At 62.2% G+C, this 17592-nt stretch carries 16 protein-coding genes; 5 read left to right on the top strand and 11 right to left on the bottom strand.

Features of this window, described 5'->3' with window-relative positions; translation table 11 throughout:
- Window positions 1-27 precede the first annotated feature (27 nt).
- A complete protein-coding gene (locus HB777_09210; protein QND64068.1) occupies window positions 28-867 on the bottom strand; it encodes a class I SAM-dependent methyltransferase in 840 nt (279 codons plus the stop codon).
- Window positions 868-1132: 265 nt separating this feature from the next.
- Here HB777_09210 and HB777_09205 point away from each other — a divergent pair, with 265 nt between their 5' ends.
- Window positions 1133-1318 (top strand): hypothetical protein, encoded by a 186-nt coding sequence (locus HB777_09205; protein ID QND64067.1) that lies wholly within the window; start codon window positions 1133-1135, stop codon window positions 1316-1318.
- Between the two features lie 233 nt (window positions 1319-1551).
- Entirely contained in the window at window positions 1552-2505 is a 954-nt protein-coding gene (locus HB777_09200) for an alpha/beta hydrolase (protein ID QND64066.1), read from the top strand.
- Between the two features lie 32 nt (window positions 2506-2537).
- Here the strand turns inward: HB777_09200 and HB777_09195 are convergent, their stop codons facing one another.
- Window positions 2538-3437, bottom strand: coding sequence for a LysR family transcriptional regulator (locus HB777_09195; GenBank protein ID QND64065.1), 900 nt, complete (start codon window positions 3435-3437; stop codon window positions 2538-2540).
- 221 nt (window positions 3438-3658) lie between these two features.
- Between HB777_09195 and HB777_09190 the strand changes: the two genes are divergently transcribed.
- The 3 genes from HB777_09190 to HB777_09180 all read left to right on the top strand — a co-directional run bounded on the left by HB777_09190 (window position 3659) and on the right by HB777_09180 (window position 5810).
- A complete protein-coding gene (locus HB777_09190; protein QND64064.1) occupies window positions 3659-3844 on the top strand; it encodes a hypothetical protein in 186 nt (61 codons plus the stop codon).
- Window positions 3845-4601: 757 nt separating this feature from the next.
- Window positions 4602-5603, top strand: a complete 1002-nt coding sequence (locus tag HB777_09185; protein QND64063.1) for a GlxA family transcriptional regulator — start codon at window positions 4602-4604, stop codon at window positions 5601-5603.
- A 12-nt stretch (window positions 5604-5615) separates the two neighbouring features.
- Window positions 5616-5810 carry a DUF1778 domain-containing protein gene (locus HB777_09180; GenBank protein ID QND64062.1) on the top strand — a complete coding sequence of 65 codons (195 nt, stop codon included), beginning with the start codon at window positions 5616-5618 and terminating at the stop codon, window positions 5808-5810.
- On the opposite strand, the gene HB777_09175 is transcribed toward HB777_09180, so the two are convergent.
- The 9 genes from HB777_09175 to HB777_09135 all read right to left on the bottom strand — a co-directional run bounded on the left by HB777_09175 (window position 5807) and on the right by HB777_09135 (window position 17369).
- On the bottom strand, window positions 5807-6655 hold the full coding sequence (locus HB777_09175; GenBank protein ID QND64061.1) for a DUF1194 domain-containing protein: 849 nt from the start codon (window positions 6653-6655) through the stop codon (window positions 5807-5809). The genes HB777_09180 and HB777_09175 overlap by 4 nt on opposite strands.
- 95 nt (window positions 6656-6750) lie before the next feature.
- Window positions 6751-9312, bottom strand: a complete 2562-nt coding sequence (locus tag HB777_09170) for an FAD-dependent oxidoreductase (protein ID QND64060.1) — start codon at window positions 9310-9312, stop codon at window positions 6751-6753.
- 158 nt (window positions 9313-9470) lie between these two features.
- Window positions 9471-10229 carry an FkbM family methyltransferase gene (locus HB777_09165; protein QND64059.1) on the bottom strand — a complete coding sequence of 253 codons (759 nt, stop codon included), beginning with the start codon at window positions 10227-10229 and terminating at the stop codon, window positions 9471-9473.
- Entirely contained in the window at window positions 10226-11458 is a 1233-nt protein-coding gene (locus tag HB777_09160) for a DUF2029 domain-containing protein (GenBank protein ID QND64058.1), read from the bottom strand. The genes HB777_09165 and HB777_09160 overlap by 4 nt, the downstream gene beginning before the upstream one ends.
- A 24-nt stretch (window positions 11459-11482) precedes the next feature.
- A complete protein-coding gene (locus tag HB777_09155) occupies window positions 11483-12955 on the bottom strand; it encodes an aspartate aminotransferase family protein (GenBank protein QND64057.1) in 1473 nt (490 codons plus the stop codon).
- Window positions 12956-13017: 62 nt separating this feature from the next.
- Window positions 13018-14025, bottom strand: coding sequence for an NAD(P)-dependent oxidoreductase (locus HB777_09150; GenBank protein ID QND64056.1), 1008 nt, complete (start codon window positions 14023-14025; stop codon window positions 13018-13020).
- Complete coding sequence (locus HB777_09145) at window positions 14022-14456, bottom strand: EamA family transporter (GenBank protein QND68716.1); 435 nt, start codon at window positions 14454-14456, stop codon at window positions 14022-14024. Before HB777_09145 ends, HB777_09150 begins: the two co-directional genes overlap by 4 nt.
- Before the next feature lie 124 nt (window positions 14457-14580).
- Entirely contained in the window at window positions 14581-15933 is a 1353-nt protein-coding gene (locus HB777_09140; protein QND64055.1) for an FAD-binding oxidoreductase, read from the bottom strand.
- 2 nt (window positions 15934-15935) lie between these two features.
- Entirely contained in the window at window positions 15936-17369 is a 1434-nt protein-coding gene (locus HB777_09135) for a UbiA family prenyltransferase (GenBank protein QND64054.1), read from the bottom strand.
- Window positions 17370-17592 lie beyond the last annotated feature (223 nt).

Below are 17592 nucleotides of genomic sequence, written 5' to 3'. Positions count from 1 at the left end.
CAAGGCATAACGTCCGGCGGGAAATCATCAGACCCGCGACCAGGCGCCGATTTCGGCGCGGCCGATCACGACACTGCCCGATGCGACCACCTCATCGAGCACCCGAGACGGCAAAGTCTCGATGTCGATTTCGCCCTTCGCTGTGACGCCGAGGCGCTCCATGTCCGGCAGCAGCGTGGCAACCAGATCGGTAACCAGATGCACCCGGTCGATACCGGCTGGGCCGGAACCGATGACCGCCTCCAGGCGCATCGACGGCGGAGCTAGGCCGGCGGCAAGATAGGCGGCATGCAGTTTCAGACCCATGCTGGTCTCAGCACCGAGGCGGCGAATGGTCTCCATGCAAAGCGCGCAGCAACGGTCATAAAGCAAGGCCGGCGGCATCGACCGCGCGCCTTTCCAGTCAAGTTCGTGGAATATGATCAGACCGCCGGGTCGCAACTTGGCGGCCAGCTTGGCAAGCGCGGCGGCTGGGTCCGGCATGAATTGAAGCACATAGCGCCCGGCAATCGCATCGAACGGCTCGTCGAATGCCTTGTCGGTTGGGTCGACTTCCTCAAAGGACACATAGCTCAGGCCCAACTCCGCTACCCGATACCGGGCGACTTCCAGCGCCTTCGAAGACGTATCCGTCCCGATGACCGCACCGGCCGGGCCGACAATATCGGCAAGCAATATCGCGACATCGCCAGCGCCGGATCCAACATCAAGCACTCGCATGCCCTGCGCAATGCCCGCTTCGACGAAGAAACGCCTGGTGATCGAATCGATCAACCGCGCCTGCGTGGACAACCGCCTAAGTTCACCCTCGGAATGGCCAAGCGCATAAGGCATTTCGGTGTCGCTGGCCGCGTCAGCCTCGCTCATCACCACCCTCCATAGGTACGACAACACTTTACCGGCGCCAGGCTGACTGAACCAGAGCAGCAGGCCGTTCGCAAGCCGGCCGTCTGTAGGATCCCGCGAGCCCTCGTAGAATCATTTGCATGCAAATGTTTCCGGATCGCCTGATCCGGAAACCGAAACGCTGTTTTCGCGAAATCCATCCGATACATGGCAGGTGCATTACCCGGGCATCGAACGGCGGCCGAAGATAATCCTCGACCGCTGCCGTTCTTCAAGGGAGATGAAAATGTCGATGTTCGGAAATCTCGGTCGCTTCGGTGTGACCATCAGGCAGACCCACGCTAGGAACAAGGCGATCCGTGCGCTGAACAGCCTGCCGGCGCATGTCCAGAAGGACATTGGCTGGCCGGCATCGCCGCCTAACGATCCGCAAGCCGCACTTACCTCGCTGCTTCTGGGTACGCCGCGCTGATGACCTTCGCCGACAAATGCAAATTGCTCGGCATGCGCCGGGGGTCTCGCATGCCCCCGGCGATCATCAGCAACCGGCTGCGTGCCGCACTTTTACCGCGTCGCTGAGCACTGCGGCGCGGATCACACCACCGTGTAGACACAGCGTAAAACTTGACATTTTCGGCCGCGGTACGATGTTCGGAGATAGTGGGGGTTCTCTTAGTCGGCTTTGGCCGAAGTTCGTGTATTCGCATGCCAAGTTTGAAAAGCCACGTCGTGTCCTTCGTCCTGCGGCACAGCCGAAAGCAGGCGTTTGCCAGCCCGGAAAACCTGCAGCGCTGGATCGCGGCCGCGCGCAAGACCGAGAGCCACCAGCCCCCTGCCTCGCTGCATCAGCGTCTCGGCATCGAGATGCATACGGTCGATGGCTTCCCCGTCTATGAAATCGCTCCCAGGACCGGCGAGCAGAAGCGGATTCTGTACCTTCACGGCGGCGCCTATGTCTTTGAAATCACGCCCTATCATTGGCACCTGATCGCCGAAATGGCCGATCGGCTGGGCTTCGGCATAACCATACCGATCTATCCCATCGCCCCCGAACACGATTTCCACGCCATGTTCGGCATGGTTGGCGACGTCTACCGCCAGATGCTCGACGAGACGGAGGCTGAGGACATCGTCTTCATGGGTGATTCCGCCGGCGGCAACATGGCCGTGGTGCTGACCATGATGGCCGCGGAAGAGGCCCTGCCCCTGCCGTCGCGCCATGTGCTGATTTCGCCAGGCCTCGACATGTCGCTTTCCAATCCAAAACTCTTCGAGGCCGAACGCAACGACCCGTGGCTTGGCGTGCCCGGCGGACTTGAAGCGATCCGCATGTACAGCGCCGGCTTCGACCGCAGCGACTGGCACATCAGCCCGGTCTACGGCGATCTGTCGGTGCTGCCGAAAACGCTGCTGTTGACCGGCTCGCACGACCTGCTCAGTCCCGACAATCTGATCTTCGCCGAAAAGGCGCGTGCCGCCGGCGTCGAGGTCGATGTCGTCTACGAGGAAGGCATGTTCCACGTCTGGCCGTTGATCGATATGCCGGAATCACGCCGCGCCCGCCAACACATCGTAGCGTTTCTCAGCGAGAGCCCCTCGCCGATCAGGCAAGACACAAGGATAAGGTTCGAAGCGCCCTCCGCCGAGGCGGCGGAGTAGCGCTTTCTCTTCGGCCCTAGTCTAGTGGCGGATCAGAACTTGCCGGTTTCCCGGAACACTTCGAAGGTCGCGCGGATGTGGTCGGCGACAGCCTTGACCGGCGCGCTGGCGTCCGGCGCCACCACCATCGCCAGATTGTAGGTGCCGATGTCGGGCATGCCATCCTTCGGGCAGAGTTCGACCATGTCGTTGCCGAGAAACGACTTCGGCAGCGGCGCCACGGCGAGATCGGACATGATCGCGGCGCGCTGACCGGCCGTGTGCGCGCTCATATAGGCGATGCGGTAGTTGCGGCCTTCGCGGCCAAGCGCATCGAGCGCTCCGGCGCGCCAGGCGCACCCCTCTTCCCATAGCGATACCGGCAAGGGTTCGCGCAGATGCGCTGAGCCGCCCTTGGCACCAGCCCAGACGATCGGCTCGGTCAGCAGCACCTCGGCGCCGAGCGCGCTGGTCTTGTAGGAATTGGTCAGCAGCGTGAGGTCGAGCGCCCGGTCGTCCATGCGCCGGCGCAGATTGCTGCTCTGGTCGATGGTGACGTCGACGGCAATCGACGGATGCGATTGCGCAAAACGCTTCAGCACATGCGGCAGCACGCGCTCGCCATAATCATCCGGCGAGCCGAGCCGCACCACCCCGACGATCTCGGGAATGATGAACTTCGACACCACCTCGCGGTTGATCGACAGCAGCCGGCGGGCATAGCCGAGCAGCATTTCGCCGTCCGTGGTCAGCGACACCGAGCGGGCGTCGCGCGCGAAGACCGAGCGGCCGAGAATGTCCTCCAGCTTCTTGATCTGCATGGAGACGGCCGACGGCGTGCGGAACACGGCATTGGCGGCGGTGGTGAAGCTGCCGGTCTCGGCAATCGCCACGAAAGTGCGCAAAACGTCGAGATCGAGCAGTGGCAGCGGATGATTGAGCGGGGCGTTCATGGGAACCGACCTTCAATTTTTCTGATACAAAGCATCATTCCATTTCGTTTGATTGAACATCAGATTGGGAGGATAGTCAACTCCATCGAAGCAGGTAGCTGCCACAAGCAGCCATGAAACGACCACGACACAGACCTGCATTCGACACGAAATGAAGTTGAAACAAACCCGACGTAACCAACTCGTGGTCTGGCAGCCGCCAGACACCAAAGGAGAATGAAATGTCTATCCTGTCGTCCCTTGGTCGCATCGCGACCGAATTCAGCGCCGCCCGCGCCCGCTATCAGACCGAACGCGCCATCCGCTCCCTGCCGATCGAACTGCAGAAGGATATCGGCTGGCCTGAAGCTTCCGACACCAAGACCGGCACTCGCAATGGCGTCGGATCCTGGGCTGGAGCAAAGTAGATCGTGTGTACCATGTGCTGAAGGCCTGCCGCGCAGCCCGCCCGGCAGGCCTTCTCTGTTTTATTTGTAGGCAAATGAGTTTTGAAGCCATGTCGCCAGCGCATGACGCATATGAGCAACCCGCATAGCAGCCCGTATTTCCAATTAATGCCTTGTAAATAATCGCAAATTTCGAGCGCTGTGCCCAAATTTTCCGCATTCGGTGTCGCATTTCATATCAAGCGCTTCGCTTTTGCGATTTAGTTTTCCCTTACGCAAGCCTATATCAGCGTCAGCAAACGAGCTGCCCCACTCCATCAAGCGAAGGCGACCCGTCTGAGCAACAAATGGAGATGATCATGAAGCTTTTTGCACGCCTCTTTGCCCGCCGCGAAATGAACCTGACCACCGCTCTCGAGCGTCAGCGTCTTGCCAACACCATGCCCGGCCAGACCGGCGCCATGAATGCGGCGCGCCTCGGTTTCGTCGCCTGAAGATTTTTAGAGGCAGCGCATCCCTGCCGCTGCTTTAAGACTGTAACGCCGCCTGGCTCCAGCCAGAGCGGCGTTTTTGTTCTGCCTGCGGGCCTTGCGTTGCCCGTCCCTTGAACAGTTGAGTGTCACTTCCAGGGCTCGCTGCACGCGGATTGCCCATTTGCGACCCGTGTCGCAAATTTAATCTTGTCGCAGCGGCATAGCCGATTGACAGACATGGTTTTTCCTGATGTCGCTATGCTATTCGCGACATCCTGTTCGCGCCATGGCTGTGTGAGGTTCCCTTGAACGCCGTAAAGCATCCGATCAAGCGATCGTTTGTATTCTTCCTTGTTCCCGATTTCACCATGATCGCTTTTGCGACCGCGCTCGACCCGCTGCGCTCGGCCAATCGCATGCTTGGCTATGAGGCCTATTGCTGGCGCCTTGCCAGTATCGACGGCAAGCCGGTGCGTGCTTCGAACGGGGTCGAATGCGCGGTCAACACCTCGCTTGAGGATGAGCGCAAGAAGATGGCGGGCCCAGACCGCCCGAACATGGCCATCGTCTGCAGTGGCATCAATGTCGAGCGCTACCAGAACAAGTCCGCCTTCGCCTGGCTGCGCGAGGAATACAATCGCGGCGTCGCCGTCGGTGGCCTGTGCACCGGTGCGCATATCCTCGCCGCCGCCGGCCTGTTGTCCAACAAGCGCTGCGCCATCCACTGGGAGAACCTGCCGGGCTTTTCCGAGGCGTTCCCCAAGGCCAATGTCTTTGCCGACCTCTTCGAGATCGATCAGAACATCTACACCTGCGCCGGCGGCACCGCCGCGCTCGACATGATGCTGAAGCTGATCGGCGACGACTTTGACGAGAACCTCGTCAACCGCGTCTGCGAGCAGGTGCTGACCGACCGCGTGCGCAGCCCCACCGACCGCCAGCGTCTGCCGCTGCGCGCCCGCCTCGGCGTCCAGAACTCGAAAGTGCTGACCATCATCGAACTGATGGAAGGCAATCTTTCCGAACCGCTGTCGCTGATCGAGATCGCCGACCATGTCGACCTGTCGCGTCGTCAGATCGAGCGGCTGTTCCGCACCGAGATGGGGCGCTCCCCCGCCCGCTATTATCTCGAAATCCGGCTCGACCGCGCCCGGCATCTCTTGATCCAGTCGTCGATGCCGGTGGTCGAGGTGGCGGTCGCCTGCGGCTTCGTCTCGGCCTCGCATTTCTCCAAATGCTACCGCGAGCTCTACGCCCGCTCGCCGCAGCAGGAGCGCGTCGACCGCAAGCAGTTGCTGGCGGCCTGAGTAGGTGTTCGCATGAGTACGAGAATGACCCAACCTGAAAAACTGGCCGACCGGCGGAGCTTTCCCCTCGACGCAGAAAAATGGGTTGTGTTCATGGCGGCGCTCGACGCCCCGACGCGTGATCTTCCTCGTCTTAAGCGCTTGTTGAGCGAGCCAAGCGTCTTCCCGGCGCGGTCCGGCCCTTTTGCCGATGCTTCGGCCGCCTAGCGGCTGTCGAACATCCAGCTGCGGTCGCGCCACATCTTCTCGCCGACCAGGCAGTCGGCGGCGGGTCCCGCCTGCGCCAGTACCACTGGCGGATGCGCGGCTTCTTCCGCCGCCCATTGCGGCGAGGCCGGACCGGCGAGTTCCAGCACCAGCTTGCGGCGGATGGCTTCGGGAAACTGCGTCCAGTCGTTGACCGGGATCATGAAGGCTCCGGGACCACCGATGACGCAGTCGCTGTAGTAGCGATCAAGATTATTGACATCGTAGGCGCCAGAAAAACCGCCTCGGGTCATCAGCGGCAGGCCGTTGATGACGATGCCTTGCTTGATCAGATCGTCGCGGGTGAGGTTGACCGGTGCGCCCTGGTTGTTAGGGCCGTCGCCCGAAATGTCGATGACCCGCTTCGTCCCCTGGTAGCCGCTTTCGGCGAACAGGTCGTTGCCGAATTCCAGCGCGCCGGAGATCGAGGTGCGCCGCGCGCTGTTGGGGGGCTGCGCGGACAATTGCGCCACCACGCGCTCCGCATCCGTGCGGCTGGCGATCACCGTCCACGGCACGATGACGCGCTGCCAGGTGGTGCCGGCCCATTCGACATAGGTGACGGCGATCTTGCCATAGGCGCCATCGGCAATGGCCTGCAGCACATTGTCGTGCGTCAAGGCGGCTGCATAGCCGTGACGCTGGATCTCGAGTTCCTCCGGCGACATCGACAGCGACACATCGACGGCCAGCACCAACTCGACATCGACCGGCTCGTCCGCAAGGGACACTGGCGCCAGCCAGAGCGTCAGCGCGAACGCGGCGCAGCCTGAAAGGAAATGTCTTGCGCGAGCAAAAGCAGACATGCCGCAAGGGTAAGCGAGAATCGCTTGTTTAAAAAGAGAAAAGCCCGGCCATGAGCCGGGCTTTGCATTCACGCTGTTCCGCGCCCTGCGAGCACTCAGCTGCGCGGCTTCAAATTCTCCGGATCATAGAGCGGCTTGTAGCCGACAGCGGCCACTTCGACCGGATAGGTCTCGCCGAAATACTCGATGGTAAGCTTGCGGCCTTCCTGAGCATACGCCTTCGGCAGATAGGCGAGGCCGATGTTCTTGCCGATGGTCGGGCCATAGGCCATCGAGGTGGTGAAGGACCGCCGGCCGAGGTCGTCGACCAGCGTTTCGCCTGTCTTCGGGTCCATCACCGGCATCGTGCCGACAGGATAACGGGCAACGCCTTTCGCATCGACGTTTTCGGTCATCACCAGCGTGCACAGCATGGCCGGCTGGTTTTCGCGGGCACGGAACTCGACATGCCTGGCCTTGCCGCAAAAGTCGTTCTCCTTGACCTTCGGACGGGCGAGATCGGCTTCGAGCAGATTGTACTCGGTCAAAAGGTCGGCGTTCTGCAGGCGCAGGCTCTTCTCCATGCGGCGCGTGTTGGCGTAGGTCTCGACACCGAAAGGCATCACGCCGGTCGAGCGCAAGGCGTCCCAGACGGCCAGGCCGTCCTCGTAACGCATGTGCAGTTCCCAGCCCTGCTCGCCGACATAGGAGATGCGGAAAGCGGTGACGTCCTTGCCGCCGATCCTGACCGGCTTGATCGCCGCGAACGGGAAGTTCTCAACAGAGAGCCCAGCCGGATTCTCGACTACTTTCTGCAGGGTCGCCCTGGCGTTCGGACCCCAGATTCCGATGGTGACATACTTCTCGGTCACATCGGTGATGGTGACATCGAAGCCTTTGTCCTGCGCCGTGCGGCGCATGTACTGGAAATCGCGCGGGCCGGCATCCGCCCCGTCGATCAAACGACAGCGGTCGGCCATGCGGATGACGGTAAAGTCGGCGCGCACCATGCCTTCCTCGTCGAGGAAGTGGGTGTAGATGCCCTTGCCGATGTTGTTGTCGCCGCCGATCTTGGCCGCGCACAGCCATTCCAGCAGTGCGACATGGTCGGGACCTTCAATGTCGTACATGGCAAAATGCGACAGGTTGACGATGCCGCAATCCTCGCTCATGGCGAGATGTTCAGCATTGGAGACGCGCCAGAAATGGCGGTTGTCCCACTCGTTTGCGCGCACCGGCACCCGGTTGCCATACTTCTCCAAAAGGTGCTCGTTGGCGGCGTAGCCATGGGCGCGTTCCCAGCCGCCCAACTCCATGAAATAGCCGCCGAGCTCCTTCTCGCGCTCCCAGAACGGCGAGCGCCGGATGTTGCGGGCTTTGGAGAACGGCTCGCGCGGATGCACCGCCGGATTGTAGACCTTCATCGCCGTCTCGGTGCAGCGATCCCAGATGAACTGCTCCTTCGTCTGGTGCGGATAGAAGCGCGCATAGTCGATGGCGTGGTGGTCGATCGCGGTGCGGCCGTCGGTCATCCAGTCGGCGATCAGCTTGCCCATGCCGGGGCCGTCCTTGACCCAGATGGCGACGGCATACCACAGGCCCCGCACCTTCTGGCTTTCGCCCATCGACGGGCCGCCATCCGCCGTCACCTGCAGCAAGCCGTTGAAGGAATGGCTCTCATTGTAGCCGAGTTCGCCCAGGATCGGTGTCAGCTCCATGGCGCGTTCGAGCGGTGCCAGGATCTGCTCCATGTCGAGGTCGCGCTGCGAGGGCGAAAGCCGCGCCTGGTCCTTCTCCAGGAGGTCGCGCGGATGGCAAAGGCGCGGATTGGTCTCTTCGTAATAGCCCCATTCGATCTGCCCGCCCTCGGCCGTCTTGGGATCGCCGGTGTCGCGCATATAGGCCGAGTTTCCCTGGTCGCGCAGCAGCGGCCAGCCGATCTCCTTGCCGGTGCCGGCGAACTCGTTGTAGGGGCCAAAGAAGGTCAACGGATGGTCGATCGGCATGACCGGCAGGTCCTCGCCGACCATTTCCGCGATCAGCCGTCCCCAAATACCGGCGCAGACGACGACATAGTCGGCCTCGATGGTGCCGCGATCGGTCACCACGCCTGATATGCGGCCGTCCGTAACGACCAGCGACCGGGCCGACGTGTTGGCAAAGGATTTCAGCTTGCCCGAGGCTTCCGCCTGGTCGACCAGCTTGCCGGCGACGGTCTGCGAGCGCGGGATGACGAGACCGGCGTCCGGATCCCACAGGCCGCCCTGCACGATCTCTTCTTCGATGAGCGGAAATTTTTCCTTGATCTCAGCTGGTTCGATAAGGCGGGCGCGCGTGCCAAACGCCTTGGCCGAGGCGATCTTGCGCTTGATCTCTTCCATGCGGCTGTCGTCGCCGACGCGCGCGACTTCGAGGCCGCCGATGCGCGCGTAGTGGCCCATCTTTTCGTAGAAATCGATGGAGTAGAGCGTCGTCCAGCACGACAGGAAATCATGGCTGGTCGTGTAGCAGAAGTCGGAGGCGTGCGCGGTCGAGCCGATATCGGTCGGGATGCCTGATTTGTCGATGCCGACAATGTCATCCCAGCCGCGTTCGATCAGATGATGGGCGATCGATGCGCCGACAATACCGCCCAGGCCGACGATGACGACCTTCGCCTTTTTCGGAAACTCTGCCATTGCCCGCGACTCCAAAGTGATAAAGCGGGCGGACTATAGGGCCGAGCGATGGCGCTGATGAAGCCTGTTTGCGACATTGGCAAAAAGCCGAGCGACCAGACGGCAGAATGCTTCCCGTCCGGCGCCTTGGACGGTTCGCTTTTCGAGTGGGGGCTAACTCAGGCGAAGGCCCAGATGTCCTCGGCCTGGAAGCCGACCTGATAGCCTGAGGTCTTCAGCTTGACCACGACCTGGCCGATCTCGGCCGCGGGCAGCGCACCGACCTCGACCTTGATCATGCCGGGGCGGTAGCGCTTGAGGTCGAGCTGTTCGAAGACGATCCAGTCGGCGCCCTCGCAATCGACGAGGAAGGCGTCGATATGGGTGATGCCGTTGCGGTCGAGCAGCGTCTGCAGCGTTTCCGACGGCACCTCGATATCCCTGAGATGCGGGGCGAACTTGTTGAAATTGGCGTCGGCCTCGCCCCAGGCATTCTTGCCCGACATCAGATTGGTGTCGGTGACCGACGAGCAGCCGATGAACTCGATCGGCAGCGTACCTGCCTCGAGCGCGGCGGCATCGAAGGTGTGGACGGTGATCGTGCCCCTGGCCTTTGTCACCGCCACGGGCTCGATGATGAACCGGCTGGTGTCGGGATAGTTGGCGCGCAGCCGTTTCTGATTGTACGGGATCGGCTCGACCAGCATGGCCCGTGCACCGGGAATCCTGTGCAGCCAAGGTGTCACATCGTCGAACAGCGCGCCGTCGCAGGCGCCGACGTTGACCATCTGGAACGGTCGCGCTGCCCCACCGAAGCGCGCCTTCAGCGCCGCCTTGGCCAGGAATTTCGTGCCGCGCAGCGAAGGGCCGCGATCGAGAATGCCCTTGGGAAGACCAAGCGACAGGGCAACGCGCGCCAGGCTGGATAGCGAACTCATGACTTGTCTCCGGGAATGATTTGCATGGCAGCGCGATTCTGGCCGCGAGTGACGGCCGCCCACAGCGCCATGAACGGCGTCGCCAGCAGCAGGAATGGCGGGATCAGATGCGGGAAATAGATGCGCGTGTCGTGGATCGGGAAGACGGTGAACTTCGCCAGCGCACCGAGCACCAGCGCCGCAAACAGGATGCCGGCGCGGCGATCGAGGCGGAAGCCGGCGCGGGCGGCAGCAAACCAGCCGGCCAGTGCCAGCACCGACACGCCCACCCAGCTGTTCAGGCTGACGGCGCGCAACAGCGAGGTGGCAAACGCCCTGAGATAGGCCGTGACCGAGAATGGCGGCTCGAACCCGTCCATATTGTAGTGCTGTTCGATGCTGGAGAACCACAGATGCGGCCACCAGCCGGGATGATGCGCCCAGTGCGAGATGGCGAAGTAGGCAACGAAGGAAGCGGCAAAACCAGCCAGCGCACCCCATGCCCTCTGCCGGAACGCGACCAGCAGCACAGCGAAAATCGCAAGGAAAACAATGTTGTCCGGCCGCACCATGAAGGCGAGAAAGAGCAGGATCGCCGTCGCCACCTCGCGGCCGCGGACATAGGCATAAAGCCCACCCAGCAACAGCGCTGACGTGAGCAGATCCGGCGTCGAGGCACGCGCCGCATCGCCGAAATCGGCCATGATCAGCACCGCGCCGACGACAGGCGCCAAGGCCAGTGCCCCCTCGGATCGCAACCAGAGCAACGCAATCGCGCCGAACAGCAGAACGGAGAACACCGACACCAGGCGCATCGCCTCGACCGGCGACATCACCGCGCTCATCGTCGACAGGATCTCGGCATACAGAAACTTGATCCGGTACATGCCGAGCAGCGAATGGAAGTCGGCGGCATTCTCCGTCATGTGGCTGCGGAAGCCGCCGCCATCATCGGTCAGCGCCTTGTAGTCGCCCGCTGAAACGCCTGATTTGACAGTGCTATAGGCATAGTCGTGCAGCGCCTGGGCATCGGGATAGGTGCCCTCCTCTGCTATTGCGAGATAGGGCAGCATGTCCCAGTTGGCGTCTGGCATCACCCAGGCGGTGAACGCTGTAAAGAAGATGTAGAGCGCGAAGGCCGCCGCACCGATCGGTGCTGCCAACCGCGCATAGGTCCCCTCGCCCCACGCCAGACCGGCCGCGGTGAGCCGGTCGAGTGGGTTGTTCGGTGCGGGCGACCTGGTCAGCATTGTCGAACTCAGCGGGCTTCGTTTCTAACGGACTTGGCTTTTGACGAAATCCTTCACGATTCCCACGATGCCGCGCGACAGCAGGCTGTCGAAGGCATCGACGAAGCGGTCGACATGCTCGCGCTGGCAGATCAGCGGCGGCTCGAGCCGGATGACGTTGCGGTTGTATTCGGTGAAGGCGACGAGCACGTCATAGTCGCGCAACAGCAGCGCGCCGACGAAGCCCGACAACGACCCCTTCAGCTTGTCGTCGAGCACGCTGACGATCGGCCGCAGCACCATCGGTAAGGTCTGCGAGAAGTCGTGGAACTCCAGGCCGACCATAAAGCCTTTGCCGCGCACATCCTTGATGATCTTCGGGTATTTTTCCCTGAGCACCTGCAGCCGCTGCAGCAGATAGTCGCCGGTGACGGCGGCATTGTCGATCAGCCCCTCATCATAGAGCACGTTGAGCCCCTCGATCGAGGTGACGCAGGCCTCGCCCATGCCGCCGAAGGTAGCCATGGCATGGATCATCGCCGTCTTCGGCGTGCCATAGGCCTTCATGTAGACCTCGCGCCGCGCAATCATCGCGCCGACCGCCGCCTTGCCGGCGCCGAGCGACTTGGCCAGCGCCGTCACGTCGGGAATGACGCCGTAATGCTCGAAGGCATAGAAGCGGCCCGAGCGGCCATAGCCGCACTGCACTTCGTCGGCGACCCACAGCACGCCATACTGGTCGCACAGCGCGCGCAGCTTCTGCCAGTATTGCGCCTCTGCTTGGATGATGCCGCCGCCGCCCTGGATGGTTTCCAGCACGATGACGCCGACCTCCGGGTCGGAACGGAACAGGCGCTCGACCGCCTCGATGTCGGCAAACGGGATGCGGATCGTGTTGTCCGCCATCTTGAAGTCGGCGCGGTAGAGCTGGCCGTCGGTGATGCCCAGCACGCCCTTGGTCTTGCCGTGGAAGGAATTCTCGGCATAGACGATCTTCGGCCGCTTCGGGCCGGCGGCGCGCTCGGCGAGCTTCACCGCCGCTTCCATAGCTTCCGAGCCGGACGAGCCCAAAAACACCATGTCGAGATCGCCGGGCGAGCATTTGGCGATGTTGTGCGCAAGGGCGGCCGCGTATTGCGACATGAAGGCGATGGCGATTTCCTGGCGCTTCTCCTCCTGGAATTTCTTGCGTGCTTCCAGAATGCGCGGATGGTTGTGGCCGAAGGCCAGCGAGCCGAAGCCACCGAAGAAATCGAGGATCTTGCGGCCATTCTGGTCGATGTAGAACATGCCTTCGGCGCGCTCGATCTTGATCTTGTGGAAGCCGAGCAGCTTCATGAAATGAAGCTGGCCGGGGTTGAGATGCGCCTTGAACAGGTCGGTCATACGGGCGACATCCATCGCCTTGGCCTGCTCGACGCTGATCAGGTCGGGCTTGGCGATGGTGGCGGGCGACAGCGACGGCGCGCTGACCATGGTGCGCACGTTCGTCTGTTCGGGCTTGGCCATGACGGTCATTTCAATCTCCTGTCTGCACGCACGACCAGGATCGGGCGCAACGAAAGCTGTTTTGCGAGCCGCTATTCGGCGGGCACATGTTTGGTGGCGACAGCGTGACCGGCCTTCTTGGCGCGGTACTCGCTGTAGGCGGCGATCAGCATGTCCTCGTCGCGATACTGCGGCACCCAGCCGAGCTGACGCCCGGCCTTGGACACGTCGAGCACGCACTCCTCGTCGGCAATCAGATATTGCTCGGGATCCATGATCGGCATGTTCATCAGGTCGAGCAGGTCGAGCGTGCGCTTGACCGCCCAGCCCGGTGTCGGGATCAGGATCGATTTCGAGCCGGCGTGCCTGATCAGGTCGCCGAGCAGCTTCTTCACCGGCGGTGGGTTGAGTGAGCCGAGATTATAGGCCTCGTTGGGCACGCCGGCCTTCCAGGCCGCGCGGGCAGCTTCCGCACAGTCGAAAACGGAAATGAACTGATACGGGTTTTTGCCCGAGCCGATCATCGGCACGGGAAAATTCCAGTCGATCAGCTTGAACAGCTTTTCCAGGATGCCAAGCCGGCCGGGACCGATAATCAGGCGCGGACGAAACAGCGAGATCGACATGCCGCGCTTGCGCCATTCGGCCGCCAGTTCCTCGGTCCTCTGCTTCGACCAGCCATACTCGCCAAGCGGCGCGACCGGATGTTCTTCGGTCATCGGCTGGGTGACCGTGTGGCCGTAGATCATGTCGGTCGTGTAGTGGACAAGCTTGGCCGCGCCGGCTCTGTCCATCGCCTGCATGATGTGCTCGGTGCCATGGAAATTCACCGGGAAGAAAAAATCGTGCCGCTTGGCGCGCACCTGGATCGGCGACAGCATCTTGGCCGACAGATTGTAGACCATGTCGTCGGCTTTGAGCCCAACCGCGGCGACCGACGCCGGATCGGTGACGTCGCATTGGATAAAGCGGACGCTACGGTAATGCGGCAGGTCGCTCTTGACGATGTCGGCGACGACAACCTCTTCACCATCGGCCACAAGCTTCGGGGCAAGGTGGCGGCCGACGAAACCGTCACCGCCGAAAATCACATGTCTCATCGAACAGTCTCGTTTGCTTGGATCTTGTCGGGCGTGATGGAAGCCGTCTGGTCTTCATGCCCTCGCCCACTTTGGGCGATCAGCACCGTTCCGACGCAGATGAAGGCGATGCCGGCGATGCGCCAGCCATTGAGATCCTCGCGGAAGACGAAATAGGCGAAGATGGCGACAGCGACATAGGCGAGGCTGAGGAACGGATAGGCGAAGGAAAGCTCGACCTTGGACAGCACATAGAGATGCGAGGCCATCGAGATGACGAAGGTGCAGAGGCCCAGAAACACCCAGGGGCTGAAGACGATCTGCAACAGCTTGACGAGCGGATTGACGCCCTCGAACGAGATCGGCCCGAGCGACATCATGCCTTGCTTCAGCATCAGCTGTGCAGCAGCATTGGTCATGACCGTAAAGAGAATGAAGACGATGTATTTCATGTGTTCCAAGCCACCCCTTCACGCTTCCTATTACAAACCCGCAAACATTTCGTGAAGCCACAAGAATGTTTTGAGTGAATCGTGGATTTAACGATTCGGTAACCAAGAATTACTCGATTTTTATCTATTCCGCCGCCTCGACCGCACCTCGCCGCGTGTCCAGCTTCCTTGCCGTCCGCGCCCAGAAATCAGACATGAAGGCGGGATCGCGCAGTGCCTCCAGCCGTGGCCATTCGGCAAAGGACGAAGCGAAGACGTCGGCGCCCATGCGGGCGTCCTTGTAGGGGTTGACCGCGCCGCCGGCCTCGACCGCGATGCGATCGAGGTCCCGCAACAAGGCGAGCGTCGCTGCCCCCCTGTTGGGGAAATCCAGCGTCAGCGTGTAGCCGGGGCGCGGGAACGAGAGCAGGGCCGGCGAGCGGATGGAGCCGAAGCGTTTCAGCACGGTGAGGAACGAGCCCTGCCCGGCTTGCCTTGCAGCCGCCAGCAGTGCCGGCACGGCCTCGCGCGCCGCCGCTTCCGGCACCACGCTCTGGTGCTGGAACAGCCCTTTCGGCCCGTAAAGCCGGTTCCAGTCGCGCACGCCGTCAAGCGGAAAGAAGAAGCCCTGATATCCGGTCTGGCGCGCCACTGTTGCCCTGCCCTTCTTCCACCGATAGGCGGCGTTGAAAGCAGTCAGGAACGGCCGGTTGAGTACATTGAACGGCGGCTGGACCGGCACCGAGAGATTGCCGCCGGCACGCGAGGCGGCATGCGAGCCGTGCTCGGCGTGATTGCCTGACAACAGCAACCCGCGACCGCTGTTGCGGCCGCCGGCCAACTGGTCGATCCAGGCAACGGCGTATTCATTGGCCTGATCGGCAGCCTCGGCCAGGTCGAAAAATTCGCCGAGATCGCGAAACGGCGTCGCCTTTTCGACGATGTCGAGGGAAGGAACCCGCATCAGGCGGATCGAGGCCGACAGGATGAGACCGGTCAGCCCCATGCCGCCGATCGTCGCCGCAAACAGCCGCGCATTGCCCGATGCCGAGCAGCGATGGGTCTTGCCGTCGGACCTGAGCAGCGTGAAACTTTCGACATGGCAGCCGAAGGTGCCGCGCCGGTGGTGGTTCTTGCCGTGCACGTCATTGGCAATGGCGCCGCCGAGCGTAACGAACTGCGTTCCTGGAACGACCGCCGGGAAGAAGCCGTAAGGGGCAGCGTGGGCGATGATGTCGGACAACAGCACGCCGGCATCCGCCTCGAGAACACCGGTTTCGGCGTTGAAGGCGTGGATCCGGTTCAGCGATCGCATATCGACGACCGCGCCGGCCTGGTTCTGGCAGGAATCGCCGTAGGAGCGGCCATTGCCATAGGCAAGCAAAGACGCTGGCTTCGCCTGACCGCCCTTCAGCAGTGTGATCGCCTCATCGGCACCGATGGCGCACGGCGCCGGCGGTGTGGCAAGGCCAAAGCTCGGGAACCGCTCCATGGCCATGCCTACCAGCCCCCGATGACCAGCATCACCGCGCCGATCAGCACCACGATCTGGCTGCGCCAGTCGCTGATAATGAAGACGACCGGATCGTCATGCATCTCGTTGCGGCGTGCCAGGATCCAGACGCGCATGGTGAGATAAAGCACGATCGGCGCCAGCGGCCAGATCAGCCACGGATGCGGATAAAGCTCGCGCACGGCGACGCTGTCCATGTAAAGCGCCAGAACCAGCGCCGAGGAGAAGGCCGAGGCCATGCCGGCCTGGGCGACGATCTCCTGGTCTTCGGTGCGATAGCCGCGCCCGGCAATGCGCTCCCCAGGCGGAATGGCGGTGGTGCGCAGTTCGACGAAGCGCTTCACCAGCGCCAGCGACAGAAAGAAGAAGATCGAGAAGGCGAGCAGCCAGAACGAGACATCGACGCCGGTCGCCGCCGCACCGGCGATCACGCGGATCGAATAGAGGCCGGCAAGCGTCAGCACGTCGACCAGCAGCATGCGCTTGAACGACAGCGAATAGGCCGTGGTGACGACCATGTAGCCGCCGAGCACACCGAGGAATTGGATTGGCAAGAACAGGCTGGTGCCGATGCCGATCGCCAACAGCACGACGATCGCGCCGAGGCCGAACGGGATCGACAGTGCGCCGCTGGCGAACGGCCTGTTGCGCTTGGTGAGGTGCTTGCGGTCAAGCGCGAGATCGAAGAAATCGTTGAGGATATAGATCGCCGACGCCACCGCGCTGAATGAGACGAACGCCAGCAGGCATTCCCAGATCATGTCGGTGTTGAAGTATTCGTGCGAGAGCACCATCGGCACGGCGATCAGCGAATTCTTCAGCCACTGATGCACGCGCAGCATCTTGACGATGGTCCGCAAAGTCGGCTTCGGCACCGGTATCGTCTCGGCGCCATGTGCTGCTTGCCAGCGCGCGGCATGGCGGTCGGGTGCGACGACAATCGCGTTGCGCGCGGCGTCGAAGACCTGCAGGTCATGGCGACTGTTGCCGGCGTAGTCGAAGCCGCCATCGCCATAGGCCGCGATCAGCGAGGCACGCTTCCTGCCCGAGGTGAGATTGGCGAGGCCATCGGTGGCCAGCACCTGGTCGAAAATGCCGAGATGGGAAGCAATGGCGTCCGCGAACTTGCGTGGCGTACCGGTTGCCAGCACGATCTTGCGCCCCTCGCCGTGCTCGGTGCGGAGGCGGCAAAGCAGCACCTCGCGATAGGGCAACGATGCCGGATCGATGTCGATGCGCTGCGCGATCGCCTGCTTCAGCCGCGCCGGCCCGCCGGCGGCCCAGAACGGCACGAGGAAGATGTAGAGCGGGTTCTTCTTGAGAAGGATGAACAGCCCTTCCCACAACAGGTCGGTCGCGATCAGCGTGCCATCGAGATCGACCGCAAGCGGTATTGCGTTCCTGTCCGACCGCGCATCCATGTCCGTCCTGCCCTGCCAGCGTATGATCCGCAGAACGGATCTCGTTGCGCGCCGCGTTTCGGCGTCTTGAAGCTGGTATAGCCGGGAACGGCATAGCGAACGTTAAAACGCCCGGTTGTAGACGGCTGCCGCGGTGGTATTTCCGGCGTCATTGTTAAACAATCGCTACCGGAAACGATAAAAGGCCGAGCAAATTGCCCGGCCTTTCCTGTCATGCCGTCGG

The organism is Mesorhizobium loti (assembly GCA_014189435.1).
Taxonomy (GTDB): domain Bacteria; phylum Pseudomonadota; class Alphaproteobacteria; order Rhizobiales; family Rhizobiaceae; genus Mesorhizobium; species Mesorhizobium loti_G.
The sequence above is the reverse complement of the archived record's forward strand: the minus strand, read 5'-3'. Positions and strand labels throughout refer to the sequence as shown.